Raw genomic sequence first — 18446 nt, 5'->3', positions numbered from 1 at the left:
CCGGAGCGCTTGCCGAGACGGCAGCCGCCAAGGACGCCGCCGACCACCACGTCGCCGAACTCGAAGCCGAGCGTGATCGCATCGCCGGAGCGCTTGCCGAGACTGCAGCCGCCAAGGACGCCGCCAACACTACCGTCGCCGAACTCGACGCCGAGCGCGGCGAGCTCCGCGCAGCCTTGACCGCGGCGGAGGCGGCCAAGGCCGAAGCGGGCACCGCCATTACCGCGCTCGAAGCCGAGTGCCATCGGATCTCCGCAGCTTTGTCTGATATTAGCGCCGCGAAGGCGGGCGCGGACGAAAGCGTGGTGACGCTGCAAAACGAACGCGACCGAATCGCGGCCGAACTGACCGAGACCGCGGACGCGCGCGACGCTGCAATCAGCCGCCTCTCGGAAGTGGCGGACGAGCGCGACAAACTTGCCGCCACGCTCGCCGAACTCGAAGCGGCGCGCTTGGCAGCCGAGAGCGCCCGCGCTGCCCGCGCCTCACCGTTGCGCCGACTTTGGTCGAATTGACGCTGGGCACAGGGTCGTCGCAGGGCCTTGCGATCAGCCCTGCTGCGCTCTGGTTCGCGTCGACGCGCGACAAACGCGGCTGCTGTGTTGCCCAAAATCAACGCAGGGCCACTCGCTTTTCGAAAGTGTCAGCACGGTATCTGGAATTGCGCTATTGCGAATTGATCACGTCTTTCGCTGCGTGTAACAGTTTCGCTGCACTGCAGCTAAGCCCGTTGATCAGTCTGCCGTAGGATAACCATGCCGATCACTGGAACGCGACATAAAGGCGATAGCGGTGAGGAGCAGCGTATTCGGCTGTTCCGTAACGACTTTCTCGAGCGGACGACGACGGTTTCGCCGATCGCGTTCGGGATCACCTGGGTCTGCATGCTAGCGCTTGCGACGTATGCGAGCTGGGGCTTAGTCAGCTTCGTTGAGTCGGTCGGCCTCGCGTTGCTCGGCCTCTTCCTCTGGTCGCTGTTCGAATATGCGATGCATCGCTTCGTGTTTCACATGAAGCTCACCTCGAATCTCGGCCGCGCTTTCCTCTTCCTGTCGCACGGCAACCACCACACCCAGCCCAACGATGCGTTGCGCAATCTCATGCCGCCGCTCATCAGTATCGCGATCAACGGGACGGTATGGCTGCTCTTGTATCTCGTCGCGGGACCGATCAGCTCGGTGATCTTCATCGGCTTCGGCATCGGCTATGTGATCTATGACAGCGTGCATTACGCGGTGCATCAGTTCCCGCTGCGCCACGGCTTGCTTGGCCGTTTGAAGCGGCATCACATTCGCCATCATTATGCGCGCGAGGAAGGCAATTTCTCGATCACCGCGATCTTCTGGGATCGGGTTTTCGGGACGGAAGTCGCGACCAAACGGCGCTAAGCGGCATAGGCGACCACGCGCCTGCACCAAGCCGGGATGCTGCTCGCCGCACGCCCGCGGATATTGGTTCGTGACTGCTGTCACGTTGACCTCGGCAGGCACCGAATCGCGACGGCCGACTCCGACATCCTATCGGCAAGTGCATCGCGGGTGATTGGAATGCGCACGTAGGCACCTGCAAACCATAGCGGGCCCTGCACGATCGCGCCGGATCGGCGCGCGTATGGCTGAACATCGAGAAAACGCGACTTTACGATTTTTGACCGGGCGCGACACGCCGACACGCGTTTGCGGCTGGATTGCGGCGAGCGGGGCATGCGGTGCGACAAGCAGCGCCGAATCCCGGAACATGTGGCGATGGCGCCCAATTTCATCAGCGATTTCGTGGTACGACTCCTCCACTGTTTCCGAGGGACATGTCGCAAATCGTGCAACACTCAGTACCTACCCTGTCGCGTCGCAACCTCGGCAAAGCCGGGCTCGCCCTCCTTGGCGCAGCCGCGCTCCCGCGCATCGCCACCGCCGCGCAAGTGCCCGCCACCGTCCAACCGCTCGCCTCGACGCGCGTCGTTCGCCCCGAACTGCTTCGCCGCGCGATGAGCGCGTTCCATCGCCATGGCGCGCAGATCGCACGCCGCGATCGAATCGCAATCGCCGATTTCTCCCAGCCGTCGTCGCAACCGCGCTTCTACCTCATCGACATGGCGAGCGGGATGACGACGACGCTGCTCGTCGCACATGGCAGCGGGAGCGATCCGGCGCATACCGGATTCCTCCAGCGCTTTTCGAACGCCGAGGGCTCGAACGCGTCGAGCGAAGGCGCCTTCGTTGCCTCGGATTATTATGTCGGCAAGCACGGTCTGTCGCAGCGGCTGATCGGGCTCGATCCGACCAATTCGAATGCGCTGTCGCGCGCGCTCGTCGTCCATGCCGCGTGGTACGCCAATCCCGACATGCTGCGCACGCACGGCCAGCTCGGCCGCAGCCAGGGATGCTTTGCGGTCAGCGAAGGCGATCTCCAGCAAGTCTTCGCACGACTCGGCGAAGGCCGGATGATCTATTCCGCCAAAGTGTGACAGCCAGCCCGGCGCTAGAAGGCGCCGCGCCGATGACGCGCCGGCGGCGTGAAGCCGAGCTCGACGAGATTCGCGACGCGCACGTCGCGCGCCTGGACTGATTTTTCCCCGAGCACGACCGCGATGACGCGCACGCCACCGCGCTTGGCCGAGGTCGCGATGTTATACCCCGCGTCGAGCGTGTAGCCGGTCTTGATCCCGTCGACCCCGCCGACCTTGCCGAGCAGATGGTCATGATTCGCATAGCGCCGCGATCGCCACGTGATCGAGCGCGTTGCGAACACGCGATATTCGCGCGCGTGATCGCGCAGCAACGCCCGCGCGAGCGTCGCCATGTCACGTGCCGTCGTCTGGTTGCCCGTGTTGGTCAGCCCGGTCGCGTTGGCAAAGCTGGTCCGCGTCATGCCAAGCTCGCGCGCCTTGGCGTTCATCAGGCCAGCGAAATCGCGTTCGCTACCGGCGAGCCGCTCGGCGATCGCGACGCTCACATCATTGGCGGAATGGACCGCCATCGCCTGGATCGCGGTGCGCAGCGGCAATGATGTGCCGGCGGTCAGGCCGAGTCGCGACGCCGGCTGGCGCGCGGCCCGATGCGATACGGGAATCGATTCGCTGATCCGCACCAGCCCCGAATCGAGCGCATCGAACAGCAAGTAGAGCGTCATCATCTTGGTCAACGACGCCGGACGACGCGGCGCGTCGGGCAGATTGGCGAAGATCACCCGGCCGCTCGACGCGGTGACGAGCACCTCCGCAACAGGTCGTCGCGACACACCGCGCGCCTGCGACGGCTGAGCCACCAGGCCCGAAACGAGCGCCAGGCTCCCCAGCACGATGGGCATCGACCAGTCGGGTCCGCTTACTCTTACAGTTTCCAAAGCCATCGGCAGGTCTTGGAGCGGTGTCGCTTAACAAGAGATTGCACACGCGGGCGTTTTGAGACGCGCTGCGCACTACGCCGAAAAACCCCGGCGCCCATGACGGGAGCCGGGGTCTTCGCAGGCCGTCCACATAGATCGCCAAGCGAACGACCCGGTCGGCCCCGACACCCTTTATGGGGGGTCGGGCACCAGGGCCGAGGCCGCTTAGCCGAGCAGCTTGAGCACGCCCTGCTGGCTCTGGTTCGCCTGCGCGAGCAGCGCGGTCGATGCCTGGCTGAGGATCTGCGCCTTGGCGAGGCTGGTCGTTTCGGTCGAGAAATCGACGTCTTCGATCCGGCTCTTCGCGTCGGTCAGGTTGGCGGTGTTCGAGGTCAGCGTGTTGACCGCCGAGGAGAGTCGGCTCTGGCCAGCACCGATCGAAGCGCGCGTGCTGTTGATCGACTTCAGCGCCGCATCGACATTGTCGAGCGTAGTGCCCGCATTGGTGACGCTGGTGACGTCGAGTGCCGTCGCGCTGACCTTGGTGCCATCGATCGCCGCAATGTTGAGGTTCACAGTGTTGGCGGTCGCGTCGGATCCGGAGCCGGTCTGGATCTTGATCTTGATGTCGTCGGCAGCGACGGGCGCTGCGGCGGTCACCTTGAACAGGCTGACGCCGTTGAACTTGGCGCCGAGCGTCGTCGAGAGCTGCGAGGTCAATTCGGTAACTTCAGTCTGCATGTTTGCGCGATCGTCTGCGCCATAGGTGCCCGACGCCGACTGGACGGCGAGTTCGCGGACGCGCTGCAGGATGTTGGTCGCTTCGCCGAGCGCGCTGTCGGCGGTCTGCGACAGCGCGATGCCGTCGTTCGCATTGCGGATCGCCTGGTTCTGGCCCTTGATCTGCGAGGTCAGCGACGAGGCGATCGCGAGACCGGCGGCATCGTCCTTGGCCGAGTTGATGCGCTTGCCGGTCGACAGGCGCTCGATGCTGGTGGCGAGCGCCATGCTCGCCGAGTTCGATGCATTGGTCGCCTTGAGTGCGGCGACGTTGGTTCCGATAACGGTCATGGTGAAAATCTCCATTGGGTCCGGCAATCCCGCCGTCCCCCATCGGAGAGCCGAGCCGCCAACAGTGCTAACGACCGCATCCGCCGCGGATTAAGCACTTTTGCAAACCCGCTGCGCTTTTGCCGATTTTGCCTGAATTTACCGGCAAAATCGCGGCAAACGGTCAGACTTTGCCGCCCCGGCAACATCCTTAACCATTCATTTACCAGAACTGCAGCATTGCAAGGCTCGTTCAAGGGGGCCCGTCATGCGATCCATCGTTCCGTCAGCCGCGATTCTTCGCCAGCAGTACGCGCTGGTTTCCGCGCTCCGCGCGCAAGGCTTCGGGATCGCCGCCTGCGAAGACGGCAAGGCGCCGCGCGACGCGCTGTTCCTCATTGCCAAGGGCGAGACCCCGCCCGCCGCCGCACGCACCGTCGTGCTCGCCAGCGAGGGACGCTACGTCATTCCGTCGCACAACGGTGGCCCGGCGCGGGTCGCCTTCGAAAGCGCCGATGCCGCAGTCGGTGTGGGCTTCGTCCGCGCCTTGCTCGCCGAACCCGAAATGCCGACCGCCGCCGACCCCGAGAGCCTCGCGCTCCACGCGCTCGCCGATCGCGTCGCCGCCGCCGACATCACCGTGCTGATCAACGGCCCGACCGGCACCGGCAAGGAAGTGCTCGCGCGCTCGATCCATCTGAAGTCGGCGCGCGCCGACGGCCCGTTCATCGCGATCAACTGTGCCGCGCTGCCCGAGACGATGCTCGAAGCGCTGCTGTTCGGCCACCAGAAGGGCGCCTTCACCGGTGCCTCGTCGGGCGGCGAAGGCTTCTTCCGTGCAGCACATGGCGGCACGTTGCTGCTCGACGAAGTTGCCGAACTGCCGCTCCAGCTCCAGGCCAAGCTGCTCCGCGCGCTCCAGGAGCGCGAGATCGTGCCGATCGGCGCGACCACGCCGCAGTCGATCGACGTGCGGGTCATCGCCTGCGCCAACCGCGACCTGCAGGACGAGGTCGCCGCGGGCCGCTTCCGCGCCGATCTGTATTACCGCCTCTCGGTCTTCCCGCTGACGACCAAGCTGCTCGCCGAGCGGCCGCAGGATATCCCTGCGCTCGCCGCGACGCTGATCTTGCGCCACGCCGGCAACCGCCAGACCGTTCCCTGGCCCGATATGTCGGCAATCGACCTGCTGCTGCGCCACGACTGGCCGGGCAATGTCCGCGAGCTCGAAAACGTCGTCCAGCGCGCGCTGCTCTTTGCCGGCGGTGACACGATCTCGGCCGAGCACATCGTCTTCGACCGCCCGAGCGCACGCGCCGCCGGCGCCGCCAACGACGAGCCCGCGCAACCCGCGACGCTCCCTGTGACTTTGGGCAACATCGTCCAGATGCACGAATTCCAGGCGATCCGCGAAACGCTCGCCGCGTGCAACGGCAGCCGGATCGAGACCGCGCGGCGGCTCGGCATTTCGGAGCGCACCTTGCGCTACCGTCTCGCCAAGGCGCGTGAACAGGGTGACGACATCGTCTCTGCCGTCGGCCGGGTGGCCCAGTACGCCATGGGTGTCGCATGAGCATCGACGCGATCGGTGGCGGCGCGATGGGCGTCGACCGAGTGATGGCGCTGCGCGCGCAGATCCTCGAACGCAACCAGGCGCTCGCGCGCGCCGGGACGTCGGGGCCAGCTGCTCCGGCGACCGAAGCCAAGCCGACGAGCTTTGCCTCGACGATGGAAGACGCGCTGAAAAGCGTGAACCAGGGTCAAGTCGAGGCGAGCAAGCTCTCCGAAAGCTATGAGCGCGGCGAAACGATCGACATCGCCAAGGTGATGCTGGCGCGCCAGCAGGCGTCGGTCGGCTTCGAGGCGACGCTGCAAGTCCGCAACAAACTCCTGTCCGCTTACAAGGACATTATGAGCATGCCGGTATAATCGATGAGCAACGCTCTCACCCCCGCTCCGCAAGGGTCGTCTGGCTCCGGGCTCGCCGCCATGGTGCCCGAACGCTTCGCCAACCCGCTCAGCCAGCTCCAGGGGCTTTTCGCGCAGCCCGCGGTGCGCCGCAGCCTGCCGATGGCGCTTCTGATCGGCCTGATCGGTGCCGCCGCGCTCGCCTGGATGATGCTCGCCAGCCCCAACCAGAAGGTGTTGTTCGCCGGCCTCGCCGATGCCGACAAGGCCTCGGTCACCGCCGCGCTGCAGGCCGCCAACATCACGTCCAAGATCGACGCGGCGACCGGATCGCTGACCGTCAATGAAGACGATTATTCGCGCGCGCGCATCCTGCTCGCCGGCCAGGGGCTGCCCAAGGCGGCACCCGGCGGCTACGCGATCCTCGACAACCTCCCGATGGGCGTGTCGCGCGCGGTCGAGGGCGAACGCCTGCGCCAGGCGCGCGAGACCGAACTCGCGCGGTCCATCCAGGAGATCGACGCGGTCGCCGAAGCGCGCGTCCATCTCGCGACCCCCGAACAATCGGTGTTCGTGCGCGATTCCGCCGCACCGTCGGCCTCGGTCATCGTCAAATTGCAGCCGGGCCGCTCGCTCGGCGACGCGCAGGTGTCGTCGATCATCAATCTCGTCGCCTCGTCGGTCCCGGGGATGAAACCCGAAGGCGTGACGATCGTCGACCAGATGGGTGGCTTGCTGACCAAGGGCGCGAACCAGAGCGCGCTGGGTGCGGCAAGCGACGAACGCGTCGCCTTCCAGCGCCGCATCGAGGAGAAATATCGCGCGCAGGTCGTGCAGATGCTCACGCCGCTGATCGGCGCGGGCAATTTCACCACCGAAGTCCAGGCCGATGTCGATCTCAACGAGACGCAGGCGACCAAGGAAAGCTATGACAAGCAAGGCGTGCTCCGCGTCGAGCAGGGCCAGTGGACCGGCAACGGCAAGGACGGGCAAGCGCCCGGCGGAATCCCCGGCGCGCTGTCGAACACCCCGCCGCCGGCCTCGACGCTGAGCGCGCCACAGCCGACCCCAGCGCCGACCCCTGCCCCGGGCGCGACTCCCGTCGCATCGACGCCGGGTGCCACCGGCCCGGTCGTCGCGGCCGCCGCCGGCGCGGTCAGCGATGCGCTGAAAGCGAGCGACCAATATTCGCGCGCTTACGATCTCGGCAAGGAAGTCTCGGTCAGCCGCACGGCGCCCGGCACGATCACGCGCCTGTCGGTTGCGGTGCTGCTGCGCGACCCGGAAACAGGCAAGCCGCGCAGCCAGCTCGAGATCCAGCAGATCACCCAGCTCGTCCAGACCGCGGTCGGCTACAGCCAGCCGCGCGGCGACCAGGTCACGGTTATCAGTCGCAAGTTCGCCGGCGCCACCGCGCTCGACGACAAGCAGCCATGGTACGAGGCCGGCTGGCTCCCGGTGGTGGCGCGCAACGTGACGGCACTCATCATTGCGCTGCTCGTGCTGTTCCTCGGTGTCCGTCCGCTCGCGACGGCGCTGCTCAAGAAGCGCGACGACAGCGCCGCGCAGCCGCGCGCCGCGCTCGGCCGCGAGATCGGCGCGCCCGCCGGCTATGAAGGCGGCCAGATCCCGCCGCCGCGGACCGACCAGCCGGTCAGCATCGATGCGCTCGAGAATGCGCGCAACTATGACGACCGGATCGGCATGGTGCGCGGCTTCACCCGCGACAATCCGGCGCGCGCCGCGCTCGCCGTACGGGACATGATCAAGTCATGAACGCTCCCACCCGCATTTATACCGGCGTCGAACGCGCCGCCGTGCTGATGATGCTCGTCGGCGAGGAGGAAGCCGCCGCGATCCTGCAGAAGCTCGATCCCGAGGAAGTCCGCCAGCTCGGCAAGGCGATGTTCGCGGTCGCCGATGTCAGCGAGATCGAGGTCGAGGGCGTGCTCGACGATTTCGTCGGCAAGGCGCGCGAACGCACCGCGATCGGCTTCGACCCGCGCCCGCGGATCGAGGCGGTGATGACGCGTGCGCTCGGCCAGGAGAAGGCCGACAGCGTGCTCGCCCGCATCGTGCCCGCCCAGGAATCGTGCCAGCTCGACTTGCTCGACTGGCTCGACGCGGGCGAGATCGCCGCGATGATCGAGAAGGAGCATCCGCAGATCGCCGCGGTCCTGATCGCCAATCTCGATCCGACGGTCGGCGCGCAGGTGCTCGAGCTGATGCCCGATGCGGTCCAGCCGGATATCCTCCACCGCCTCGCGCGGCTTGGGCCGATCACGCCCGAAGCGGTCGAGACGCTCAAAACGATGCTTGCGAACCGCACTGGTACATCACAAGCCTCGGCCGGCGTGACGCTCGGCGGGACCAAGGACGCCGCCAAGATCCTGTCGAGCGGGCGCAAGGCGACCGAACTGCGCGTCATGCCCAAATTGTTCAAGATCGACCGCGACGTGGCGAAGGCGATCGAGGAAGCGATGTTCGTGTTCGACAATCTGCTCGAGCTCGACGACAAGAACCTCGGCACGCTGATCCGCAACATCGACAGCGACATCCTCACGCGTGCCTTGAAGGGTGTCGACGAGAGCATCCGCGCCCGCTTCCTCGGCTGCATGTCGAGCCGCGCCGCCGATGGCATTCGCGACGAGATGGAAGCGCGCGGGCCGATGAAGCTCTCCGAAGTGCTCGAGGCGCAAAAGGTGATCATCCAGATCGCGCGCAACCTCGCCAAGGACGGCACGATCCAAATGGGTGCAGGCGAAGACGATTATGTCTGAGTTCACCGCAGGTTTTTCCGCGCGCGGCCAGGGCGTGGCCGAGGCACTCAAGGCAGCGTTCGCGCCGCGCGTCGCGGGCTTTGCGCCCGCCGATCTGCGCGATCGCGTTGCGCGCGGCCCCGTCTCGTTCGCGCCGCAAGCGGCAGGCGAGGCCGGCCCGCGCCACTTCACCCCCGCCGATCCCGACACCAACCCGACCGAGGGGTGGGACCCGTTCGAGGCGGCCGCCGCCGCGACGTCGTTCGTCGATCCGATCGAGGCGGCGCATTCCGCGGGCTACGCCGAAGGCGTCGCCGCGGCGCAGGCCGAGATGGCGGTTACCGGCGAGCGTGACCGGACGCTGCTCGCCTCGCTCGCACAAGCGCTCAAGTCGGATGATCGCATCGATCGCGACGCGGTGGCGCAGCGGCTGCGCCAGACGGTCTTGTTTCTTGTCACCCGCCTCGTCGGCGAAATCGGCGTCGAGCCCGACTTGCTCGCGCGCCGCATCGAGGCCGCGGTCGACCTGCTGAGCGATGCCGCCGAATCGGCGATCCTCCATGTCCATCCCGACGATGTCGCGTTGCTCGAGGGCAAATTGCCGCGCCAGATCTTCGCGGTCGGCGACGCGAGCCTGGCGCGCGGATCGTTCCAGCTCGAAAGCGCGTCGACGATCGTCGAGGACGGACCCGAGCTGTGGCTCGAACAGCTGGCGCACGCGATCGACCGCGTCGCGGTGCCGGCGGCATGATGCCCCCTTTCCCCGATACGCATCCGTCACCCCGGCCCTGTGCCGGGGTCCGCCGTGATTCACAGCCATCGGTCGCAGCACGCGCGTCCCGGTGGGCCCCGGCAGAAGGCCGGGGTGACGAAGGAGCAAGGCTCCCATGCTGAACCGCTTCACCGACTCGTATCTCGAATCGCTCGGCATCGCCGACTTCGCGCCTGCGCCCAAGGTCGCCGGCCGGCTCGCCTCGTTCGATGGGCTGCTGATGGAGGCGGTCGGCCTCACCGTCCCGGTCGGCACCGTCTGCCAAGTCGGTGATCGCCACTCGGGGGTCGAGGCCGAGGTGATCGGCTTCCGCAACGGCCGCACGCTGCTGATGAACCTCGGCGGCCCCGCCGCTTTGCTCCCGCAAGCCCCGGTCCGCCCGGCCGGCGCACCCGGCGAGGCCGAAGTCGGCGCAGCCCTGCTCGGCCGCGTCGTCGATGGTGCGGGAAAGCCGATCGACGGGCTCGGCCCGATCCGCGGCGCAGGCCGCTGGCCGCTTGCGGGCAAATTGCAATCGCCGCTCGATCGCGGCCGCGTACTCGCGCCGCTCGACGTCGGCGTTCGCGCGATCAACGGCTTGCTCACCGTCGGTCAAGGCCAGCGTATCGGCATCATGGCGGGCTCTGGCGTCGGCAAATCGGTGCTGCTCGGCATGATCGTGCGCGCGGCGGAAGCCGACGTCATCGTCATCGGCCTGATCGGCGAGCGCAGCCGCGAAGTCGCCGACTTCCTCGAAACCAAGGTCGCAGGCGACGCGCGCAAGCGCGCCGTCGTCGTCGCTGTGCCCGCCAACCATTCCCCCGTGCTGCGCATCCGCGGCGCGCTGCGCGTCCATGCGATCGCGGAAGCCTTCCGTGCAGAGGGCAAGAAGGTCCTGCTGATCATGGATTCGCTCACCCGCGTCGCGCACGCCGGGCGCGAGATCGGCCTGGCGCTCGGCGAACCCGCGAGCGCCCGCGGCTATCCGCCCTCGGCCATCGCGATGCTCCCCAATCTGATCGAACGCGCCGGGACCGACGTCCATTCGGGCGGATCGATCACCGCAATCTACACCGTGCTCGCCGATGGCGACGACGGGAACGACCCCGTCGTCGACTCGGCGCGCTCGATCCTCGACGGGCATATCGTGCTGTCGCGCCAGCTCGCCGAGCGCGGCGTCTATCCGGCGATCGACATCGGCCCGTCGGTCAGCCGCGTGATGACCGACATCGTCGACAAGCCGCACCTGAAAGCCGCGCGCACGCTGCGCCGCCACCTCGCGACGTATGAGGAAAATCGCGATCTCGTGCTGATGGGCGCGTATCGCGCGGGCGCCGATCCGGCGATCGACACCGCGATCGCGTGCCACCCGGCGGTGATGGAATATATCAAGCAGGACCCCGACGAGCAGGTTTCGTTGCCCGATGCGGCGGCCGAACTGATCGGCGTGTTCGGCGCCGACTGAGATGGCCAAGCCGACCAAGCTCGAGCGCATCCTGCGCGTCCGCACGCTCCAGCTGGGCCTCGTCCAGGCCGAGGAAGCGCGCGCGCATGATCGCACCGCGAGCGAAACGGCGCTAAAGGGCCGCATTGCGCAGCTTGTTGCCGGTGTCGCCCCCACACCCCAGCCCGTTGCGGGCTTCTCGCTCGTCGCCGCAGCGCATTTTCGCGAGCGCCTCCATCAATCGGCGCACGCCGCCGAGGGCCGCTTGCGCGCAGCGCAAGCCACCGCCGAGCGCGCAGTCGAAGCAACGCGCGAGGCGCGTCGCGATCAGAGCGCGGTCGAAAAGCTGATCGCGCGCGCCGATGCGCTCGAAGTGCTCCGCGAAATCCGCGCACTCGAAGCCGCGCCGGCCGGCCGCAAGAACCGGCACGATCCTTGCTGATCACCGGGTAACGGCCGTTTGCGGCCTGCCCGGAGTTCCGATGATCGATCCTCTGCCCGCTTTGCCCTCCCCCGTTGCCATCGGCCCGACCGCCAGTGCGGCCAAGGCGGCAGCGCGCGCGCATCCAGCACGATTCGGGCAAACGCTCGCGTCCTTCCTCGATTCGCGAGCCGCCACGCACGATCGCGGTGCCGGCACACCGCGCGAGGACGACCGGCACGACACTGCCGCCGACGGCAACGCCTTGCCGAGCAAGACCGCTTCAGCCGACGTCACGCCTCCGATCTGGATGGCGCCGCCGTCCCCGCTTTCCGCGCCCGTCGTGATAGCCGAGCTCGCGCCACCTGCTGACGGCCAGCTCGTCGGCGGCATAAGCTCGCCGGCGCCGACGCCGACCCCAGTCCCGCCATCTGCAGCCGCGGGACAACCCGCGCAGACAATCGCCGACAGTACCGGCGCGATCGTCGCGCTGACGCCGCCAGCCTCCACGCCGCACACCACCGCTGCGTGGTCTAGCCCGCGGACCGACAGCCAGCCTCGCCCCCTGCCGGCGCTGGCGGATATGCCCGAGCTATCCGGCACGCTCGCGGCAACCGGCGCACCCACCAACCAAGACGCGCGTCTCGTTCTGCCACCGCTCGATCCGGCGATCACCGCCGCGCTCGACACTGCGCTGACGCGCGCGGCGGTGGCGCGACAGAACGCGGCGTCGCCCGCTCCCGCCACCGCCGACGCCCCGCAACCGCTCGCACTCGCTTCGTCGGGGCCGGCCGACGCGGCGGTCATCGCGAGCGCCGTGCCACAACCCGCCGGGCGCGTGTTCGCCGCCGCGCTCGCCACCGCCTGGCGCGATCGCGCCCAGCGCAGTGGCGATCCCGAGGCATCCCCCGGTACGATGGTGCCAGGCGTCGGCGCGCCGACGCACGCGGGCGACGCGGCGAGCGTACCGGCTGCGGGAAATGCCGGCCAGTCCGGGCTCGATCTCACCCGCGACACCGGGCTGCAGCGCATGATCGAGCATATCGAGACGCTGCGCGACGATGCCGACGCGCGCGACACGCGGATACGGCTCGTCCCCGATGCCCTGGGCAGCGTCGATGTCGCGGTGCGACAGGTCGGCGACCGCGTCCATGTGCACTTCACCGCCGCGCAGGAGGCGACGCGTGCGCTGATCGCCGACGCGCAGCCGCGACTGAGCGAACTCGCCGCCGCGCGCGGCGTGCGGATCGGCGACACCAGCGTGTCGGCCGATTCGGGCAGCGGCACCGGCGCCGCGCCACAGCCGCGCCCCGCCCCATCCATCACGCCAGCACCGCGCGCGCTGGCTGAAGAGACCCAAACCCCATCCGACGCTCGCGTCGCATAAGCTTTGAAGGAGTCAGATCATGAGTGAGACCGTCACGGAAACCCCCAAGAAGGAGAAGGGCGGGATGATGAAGATCATCCTGCTCGTGGTCGGCGCGCTCGTGCTCGTCGGCGGCGGCGTCGGCGGCGCGCTGTACGCGATGAACGCCGGACTGATCGGCGGTGGCAAGGGCGCGGCCGAACCGAGCGGCCCGCGGCTCGTCCCCAAGACCGAGCAGAAGCGTGCCGGATCGGGCGAAGGCGGGGAGGCCAAGGAAGGCGGCCACAAGCCCCCCACGGGCGCCGGCGGCGACAAATATGCCTCCAATTATTACGCGATGGACAAGGAGTTCACCTCGAACCTCCAGGACAGCGTGCACTTCGTCCAGGTCGGCATCGCGGTGTCGACTCCGTACGACGATACCGTCGTCGAAAACATCAAGACCAACGAAATCGCCGTTCGCTCGGCGATCCTGATGGCGCTTGGCGACACCACAGAGGAGCAGGTTTTTTCGAGCACTGGCAAGCAGTTGCTCCAGCGTCGCATCGCCAAGGCGATCAACGACACGCTCAAGCAGAAGGAAGGTTTCGGAGGCGTTGGTAACGTTTACTTTACCAATTTTGTTGTTCAGTGAGGCATGGTTAACGAAGGCCTTCAGCACGCATCAAGCGACCGGCGCGAACGTCCGCGCCGCGAGGCCGCGCATGCGACGCTCGGAGCCGCCAATCTCAACCCGTTCGGCGATCTGCATACGGTGCAGCATCTCTCGGCGCGGCTCGCGCGCGGGGTGCGCGCGGTGTTCGAGCCGCTGCTGCGCCGCGAATGCCGCACCTGGGCCGAGCCGCTCGTCGTCCAGCGGCTCGCCGATTACCGCGCGGAACGCCCCGACGGGCTGACCGCGTGGCTCCCGCTGACGATGAGCGCGGCGGGCGCCTTGCCCTCGGGCCAGGCGCTCGCGGTGCTCGACGGACGCTTCGTGCTCGAACTGCTCGATCTGTTCTTCGGCGGCACCGGCGCGGTGGCCGGCGATATCGGCAGCGAGTTCACGCCCGCCGCCGAGGCGATGATGACCCGGCTCGGCGCGATGCTCGCGCTGCCGATGCAGGCGGCGTGGGAGCCGCTCGCGCGGATCGAGTTCACCCCCGGCCGCGTCGAGGCGAACCCGTCGCTGATCCCCGAACTCGATGTCGAGGATGCCGTGGTGATCACGCGCTTCGGGATCGCGGTCGGGACGGCCAAGCCGGTGTTCCTCGACCTGCTCTATCCGGTCGCGGCGTTGAAGCCGCACGGCCCGTCGCTCACCGGCAAGGTCCACAAGACCGCCGAGCCCGATCCCGCGTGGCGCAACAGTCTCACCCGCGCGGTGATGGACGTGCGCTTCGAGGTCCGCTCGGTGCTCGCCGAGCCGATGGTCTCGCTCCAGCTGCTGATGGACCTCAAGGCCGGCGACGTGATCCCGATCACCGTCGGCCAGGACGTGCCGGTGATGATCGGCGGCGACCGGCTCGGGGCGGGGACGGTCGGGACGTCGAACGGCAAGGCCGCGATCCGGCTGACGACAATTTCGAACGATTTAGAACGTGATCTCAGGGGTGGACTGCAATGAGCGAGATGAGCGGCGGTTTCCCCGTCGATACCAGCCTGGCGGCCAATTTCCGACTGCTGCAGGATGTCGACGTCAAATTGACCGTCGAGATCGGCTCGACCTCGCTTACGCTGCGCGAATTGCTCGCTTTGGGCGAGACGAGCGTGATCGAGCTCGACCGCCAGGCCAACGAACTGCTCGACGTGCTGGTCAACGGTACGCTGATCGGGCGCGGCGAAGTGGTGATGGTCGGCGACCATTTCGGTGTGCGCATGACCGAGCTGGTCAGCCCAGAAAAGCGCGGGTGACGCCATGATGTGGTCGTACATCCTCAAGCTTGTCGTGCTGCTGCCGCTCGTCTGCGGGCTGATGATCGGGTGCCTCTATGCGTGGCGCAAGCTCGAGGCGCGCATGCCGGGCCAGCCGTCCAACCGGATGCTGAAAGTCGTCGAGACGATGATGATCTCGCCGAGCGTGCGCGTCGCGGTGCTCGATTTCGAGGGGCGCAAGCTGCTCGTCTCGGTCAGCCGCACCGGCGTTGCGCTGCTCGATCGCGGCGACGGCAAATGAGCGTGCGCGTCGTCCGCAAGGGCTCGGGCCCGGCGCTCATTCGCACGCCTGCGCCGCGCGTCGCACCGTGGGGCAAGATCGCGCTCGTCGTGCTCGGCATCCTCTTCGCGCTGATCGTCGCGCATCCTGCCTTCGCGCAAGCCGCACCGCTCGCCACGCCGCCCGCGCCCGGCGCAGGTGACGCGGCGGACCGCGCGCTGAAGGATCTCGGCGGCGGCAATGCGCCGCTCGCTTTATCGCTGCAGCTGCTCATCGTCATGGGGCTGCTGACGATCCTGCCCGGCATCTTGTTGATGATGACGAGCTTCACACGGATCATCATCGTGCTGTCGATAGTCCGCCAGGCGATGGGGCTGCAGCAGACCCCGCCCAACCAAGTGCTGATCGGGCTCGCATTGTTCCTGTCGTTCTTCGTGATGGCCCCGACGATCAACCAGATCAACGCAAGCGCGATCCAGCCCTATGCCGCGAACAAGATCGGCGCGACCGACATGATCAAGGCGGCGGGCGTGCCGCTCCACGCCTTCATGACCAAGCAGACGCGCAAGAAGGACATCACGATGTTCGCCGGCATCGCCAAGAGCGGACCGTACCAGAATGCCGAGCAGATCCCGTTCTCGGTGCTGCTCCCCGCCTTCGTTACGAGCGAGCTCAAGACCGCGTTCCAGATCGGGTTTCTCGTCTTCCTGCCCTTCATCGTGATCGATCTCGTCGTCGCGACGGTGCTGATGTCGCTCGGCATGATGATGCTGTCGCCGACGATCATCTCGATGCCGTTCAAGCTGCTCCTGTTCGTGCTGGTCGATGGCTGGGCGCTGACGATGGGCTCGCTTGCCAACAGTTTTGTGAACTAGCGCGATGGACGCGGACTATTTCCTGACGATCGCCAACCAGACGATGTGGGTGCTCGCGCTCGCCTCGGCACCGATCCTCATTCCCGCTTTGTTGGCTGGGCTGATCACCGGCATGATCCAGGCGGCGACCTCGATCAACGAGCAGACCTTGTCGTTTGTGCCCAAGCTGCTTGTGGTGGCGGTTTCGCTGCTGGTGTTCGGGAGCTTGATCATCGGGCTGCTGTGCGATTTCACGCTGGGGATCTTCGAGCGGATCCCGGATCTAGTGCGATGATCACCGTGGGGGGGCGCTCTTCTGCTCCCCTCCCGCTTGCGGGAGGGGCTGGGGGAGGGCCTGTCACAAGCGCTTCGCACGCTTCCAGGTCATTCCCTCCCCTAACCCAGTTCGAGGTGAACGATGCCCCGCATCGTTCAGGTCATACCGGGGGCATGACCGACCTCGAACTCGCAAGCGGGAGGGGGATTTGAGTCCCTTAGGCTTCGGCCTGTCGATCGAACCGCAGCTCTGGGCGTTGATCTTCGTGATGGTCCGCGTCGGTGCTGCCTTCGTCGCCGCGCCCGTGTTCAGCGCCGTCGCGATCCCGCTCGTCGTGCGCGTCACGCTGTCGGGCGCGATCGGCGTGCTGGTGCTGAGCGTCCACCCGATCACCCCGCCCGAACACGTCTTTGCGCTCGCCACGATCCTCTCGGTCGCCGCCGAAGCACTGGTCGGGCTAGCGCTCGGCTTCGTGCTGCAGATTGCGTTTGCCGCGCCGATGATCGCGAGCGAGCTGATCGGCACGTCGATGGGGATCGGCTTCGCCTCCGCCATCGACCCGCAGAACGGCAAGTCGACCCCGGCGCTCGGCCAGTTCTTCTCGATGATGCTCACGCTGCTCTTCCTCAGCGTCAACGGCCACCTGATCCTCGTTGAGATGATCGTGAAAAGCTATGTCGCGCTCCCGCCCGGCGGCGCCTGGCTGAAACCGCAGCAGCTCGAGAACATCGCCTTTTTCGGCGGCTATACCTTCCTCGCCGGGCTCCTGCTCGCACTCCCGGTCGGCTTCCTGCTGCTCTGCCTCAACCTCGTCGTCGGAATGATCTCGCGTTCGGCACCGTCGCTCAACCTGTTCGCGGTCGGGCTGCCGGCGAGCCTTGCGGTCGGCGTCGTCGCGCTCGCGCTCGGCTTTCCGGCGATGGGCGACTATCTGCTCGTCATCATCGATGAAGGCCTGGCGGCGACACAATCGCTGGTGCTCGGCTGATGGCAGACGAATTCGGCGAAAAGACAGAAGCACCAACCGCCAAGCGCAAACGCGACGCGGCCGAAAAGGGCGATGTCCTCAAATCCCGCGAACTCGCGACCGCGCTGATGATGCTCGCCGGCTGCGGCTGGCTCGCCTTCATGGGCCCGTCGCTGGTCGGCGCGTGCAAGGACGTGATGACCGCGAGCTTCGCGTTCGATCACCGCGACATCGAGGATTTCTCGCCCTTCCGCCCGCTCGTCCAGAGCGGCTGGAAGCTCGCGCCGTCGCTCATCTCGCTGCTCGCGATGACGATCGTCGCGGCGATCGTCAGCCAGGCGGGGCTCGGACATCTCAGCTTCAACGGATCGCTGCTCGCCCCCAAGGCGTCGCGGATCAACCCCGCCTCGGGTCTCAAGCGCATCTTTGGGCCGCAGGGGTGGATCGAGCTCGGCAAGTCGCTGCTCAAGGTCGTGCTGCTCGGCGCGATCGGCTGGCACATGCTCGATCAAGTCGCGCATGCGACGATCGGGCTCGCCTCGACCAATATCGGCACCGCGGTCGGCGTGCTTGGCAGCACCTTTACCGGCGTGCTGTTCGCGATGGCGGGCGGGCTCGTCGTCATCGCCGGGATCGACGTGCCGCTGCAGATCTTCCAGCTGCTGCGCAAATTGCGGATGTCGAAACAGGATCTGCGCGACGAGCATAAGGAGAGCGAAGGCTCGCCCGAGGCGAAGGGCGCGATGCGCCAGCGCCAGCGCGAGATGTCGAAACGCTCGATGCGCAGCGCGGTGAGCGAAGCGCACGTCATCCTCACCAACCCGACGCATTTCGCGGTCGCGCTGCGCTACAATCGCGAGACCGACCAAGTCCCCGTCGTCGTCGCCAAGGGCCGCGGCGTGATCGCGCTCGCGATCCGCGAGCTCGGTGCCGAGGCGCGCGTGCCCGTGCTCGAATATCCCTCGCTCGCTCGCGCGGTCTATTACACCAGCCGCGAGGGCCAGGAGGTCCGCGACGATCTCTACGTCGCGCTGGCCACGATCCTCGCCTTCGTCTTCGGGCTCAACAGCCAGGCGGGCGCCGCGGCAGTGCCGCCGTCGGTCCAGGTTCCGCCAAGCGCGCGCTTCGACGAGAATGGCGTGAAACAAAGCTAAATTTTCGAGGCGTTTCGTCGTTCTTCCAACTGAGCGC

At 67.1% G+C, this 18446-nt stretch carries 20 protein-coding genes and 1 pseudogene; 19 read left to right on the top strand and 2 right to left on the bottom strand.

Annotation, left to right across the window (positions count from 1 at the left end; genetic code table 11):
• The 3 genes and pseudogenes from QN347_RS08450 to QN347_RS08440 all read left to right on the top strand — a co-directional run.
• Nucleotides 1-515, top strand: a pseudogene (locus QN347_RS08450) (hypothetical protein); the annotation flags it as partial.
• A 240-nt stretch (nucleotides 516-755) separates the two neighbouring features.
• A complete protein-coding gene (locus QN347_RS08445) occupies nucleotides 756-1388 on the top strand; it encodes a sterol desaturase family protein (RefSeq protein ID WP_322161365.1) in 633 nt (210 codons plus the stop codon).
• Nucleotides 1389-1804: 416 nt separating this feature from the next.
• Nucleotides 1805-2464 (top strand): murein L,D-transpeptidase catalytic domain family protein, encoded by a 660-nt coding sequence (locus tag QN347_RS08440; RefSeq protein WP_322161367.1) that lies wholly within the window; start codon nucleotides 1805-1807, stop codon nucleotides 2462-2464.
• Nucleotides 2465-2478: 14 nt separating this feature from the next.
• Here QN347_RS08440 and QN347_RS08435 read toward each other — a convergent pair whose 3' ends face one another.
• A complete protein-coding gene (locus QN347_RS08435; RefSeq protein WP_322161369.1) occupies nucleotides 2479-3348 on the bottom strand; it encodes a D-alanyl-D-alanine carboxypeptidase family protein in 870 nt (289 codons plus the stop codon).
• A gap of 201 nt (nucleotides 3349-3549) precedes the next feature.
• Complete coding sequence (locus QN347_RS08430) at nucleotides 3550-4395, bottom strand: flagellin (RefSeq protein WP_322161371.1); 846 nt, start codon at nucleotides 4393-4395, stop codon at nucleotides 3550-3552.
• A 247-nt stretch (nucleotides 4396-4642) separates the two neighbouring features.
• Here QN347_RS08430 and QN347_RS08425 point away from each other — a divergent pair, with 247 nt between their 5' ends.
• The 16 genes from QN347_RS08425 (at nucleotide 4643) to QN347_RS08350 (ending at nucleotide 18409) form a co-directional block, all read left to right on the top strand.
• Entirely contained in the window at nucleotides 4643-5947 is a 1305-nt protein-coding gene (locus QN347_RS08425) for a sigma-54 interaction domain-containing protein (protein ID WP_322161373.1), read from the top strand.
• Complete coding sequence (fliE, locus tag QN347_RS08420) at nucleotides 5944-6303, top strand: flagellar hook-basal body complex protein FliE (protein ID WP_189676607.1); 360 nt, start codon at nucleotides 5944-5946, stop codon at nucleotides 6301-6303. Before QN347_RS08425 ends, fliE begins: the two co-directional genes overlap by 4 nt.
• A gap of 3 nt (nucleotides 6304-6306) precedes the next feature.
• Entirely contained in the window at nucleotides 6307-8058 is a 1752-nt protein-coding gene (gene fliF, locus QN347_RS08415; protein ID WP_322161376.1) for a flagellar basal-body MS-ring/collar protein FliF, read from the top strand.
• On the top strand, nucleotides 8055-9062 hold the full coding sequence (gene fliG, locus QN347_RS08410; protein WP_189676605.1) for a flagellar motor switch protein FliG: 1008 nt from the start codon (nucleotides 8055-8057) through the stop codon (nucleotides 9060-9062). The genes fliF and fliG overlap by 4 nt, the downstream gene beginning before the upstream one ends.
• Entirely contained in the window at nucleotides 9055-9792 is a 738-nt protein-coding gene (locus QN347_RS08405) for a FliH/SctL family protein (RefSeq protein ID WP_322161378.1), read from the top strand. Before fliG ends, QN347_RS08405 begins: the two co-directional genes overlap by 8 nt.
• Before the next feature lie 136 nt (nucleotides 9793-9928).
• Nucleotides 9929-11257, top strand: a complete 1329-nt coding sequence (locus tag QN347_RS08400; protein WP_133190994.1) for a FliI/YscN family ATPase — start codon at nucleotides 9929-9931, stop codon at nucleotides 11255-11257.
• Nucleotide 11258: 1 nt separating this feature from the next.
• Nucleotides 11259-11678: a hypothetical protein gene (locus QN347_RS08395; RefSeq protein ID WP_322161380.1), complete on the top strand. Its 420-nt coding sequence runs from the start codon at nucleotides 11259-11261 to the stop codon at nucleotides 11676-11678.
• A 40-nt stretch (nucleotides 11679-11718) separates the two neighbouring features.
• Complete coding sequence (locus tag QN347_RS08390) at nucleotides 11719-13044, top strand: flagellar hook-length control protein FliK (RefSeq protein WP_322161382.1); 1326 nt, start codon at nucleotides 11719-11721, stop codon at nucleotides 13042-13044.
• Between the two features lie 19 nt (nucleotides 13045-13063).
• Nucleotides 13064-13657: a flagellar basal body-associated FliL family protein gene (locus tag QN347_RS08385; RefSeq protein ID WP_322161383.1), complete on the top strand. Its 594-nt coding sequence runs from the start codon at nucleotides 13064-13066 to the stop codon at nucleotides 13655-13657.
• A gap of 3 nt (nucleotides 13658-13660) precedes the next feature.
• Nucleotides 13661-14629 (top strand): flagellar motor switch protein FliM, encoded by a 969-nt coding sequence (locus tag QN347_RS08380; protein WP_322161384.1) that lies wholly within the window; start codon nucleotides 13661-13663, stop codon nucleotides 14627-14629.
• Nucleotides 14626-14916: a flagellar motor switch protein FliN gene (gene fliN / locus QN347_RS08375; RefSeq protein WP_133191004.1), complete on the top strand. Its 291-nt coding sequence runs from the start codon at nucleotides 14626-14628 to the stop codon at nucleotides 14914-14916. The genes QN347_RS08380 and fliN overlap by 4 nt, the downstream gene beginning before the upstream one ends.
• 4 nt (nucleotides 14917-14920) lie before the next feature.
• On the top strand, nucleotides 14921-15178 hold the full coding sequence (locus QN347_RS08370; RefSeq protein ID WP_133191006.1) for a flagellar biosynthetic protein FliO: 258 nt from the start codon (nucleotides 14921-14923) through the stop codon (nucleotides 15176-15178).
• Nucleotides 15175-16032, top strand: coding sequence for a flagellar type III secretion system pore protein FliP (gene fliP / locus QN347_RS08365; protein ID WP_133191008.1), 858 nt, complete (start codon nucleotides 15175-15177; stop codon nucleotides 16030-16032). The genes QN347_RS08370 and fliP overlap by 4 nt, the downstream gene beginning before the upstream one ends.
• Before the next feature lie 4 nt (nucleotides 16033-16036).
• The gene (fliQ, locus tag QN347_RS08360) at nucleotides 16037-16306 is read left to right on the top strand and encodes a flagellar biosynthesis protein FliQ (RefSeq protein WP_133191010.1); all 270 of its coding nucleotides are present in this window, start codon (nucleotides 16037-16039) and stop codon (nucleotides 16304-16306) included.
• Nucleotides 16307-16496: 190 nt separating this feature from the next.
• Complete coding sequence (gene fliR, locus QN347_RS08355) at nucleotides 16497-17276, top strand: flagellar biosynthetic protein FliR (protein WP_189676601.1); 780 nt, start codon at nucleotides 16497-16499, stop codon at nucleotides 17274-17276.
• The gene (locus QN347_RS08350; RefSeq protein ID WP_322161388.1) at nucleotides 17276-18409 is read left to right on the top strand and encodes a flagellar type III secretion system protein FlhB; all 1134 of its coding nucleotides are present in this window, start codon (nucleotides 17276-17278) and stop codon (nucleotides 18407-18409) included. Before fliR ends, QN347_RS08350 begins: the two co-directional genes overlap by 1 nt.
• Nucleotides 18410-18446: the final 37 nt, after the last annotated feature.

The sequence above is a fragment of the Sphingomonas sp. 10B4 genome, from assembly GCF_035019905.1.
In the GTDB taxonomy this organism is placed as follows: Bacteria; Pseudomonadota; Alphaproteobacteria; order Sphingomonadales; family Sphingomonadaceae; genus Sphingomonas; species Sphingomonas glacialis.
The sequence above is the reverse complement of the archived record's forward strand: the minus strand, read 5'-3'. Positions and strand labels throughout refer to the sequence as shown.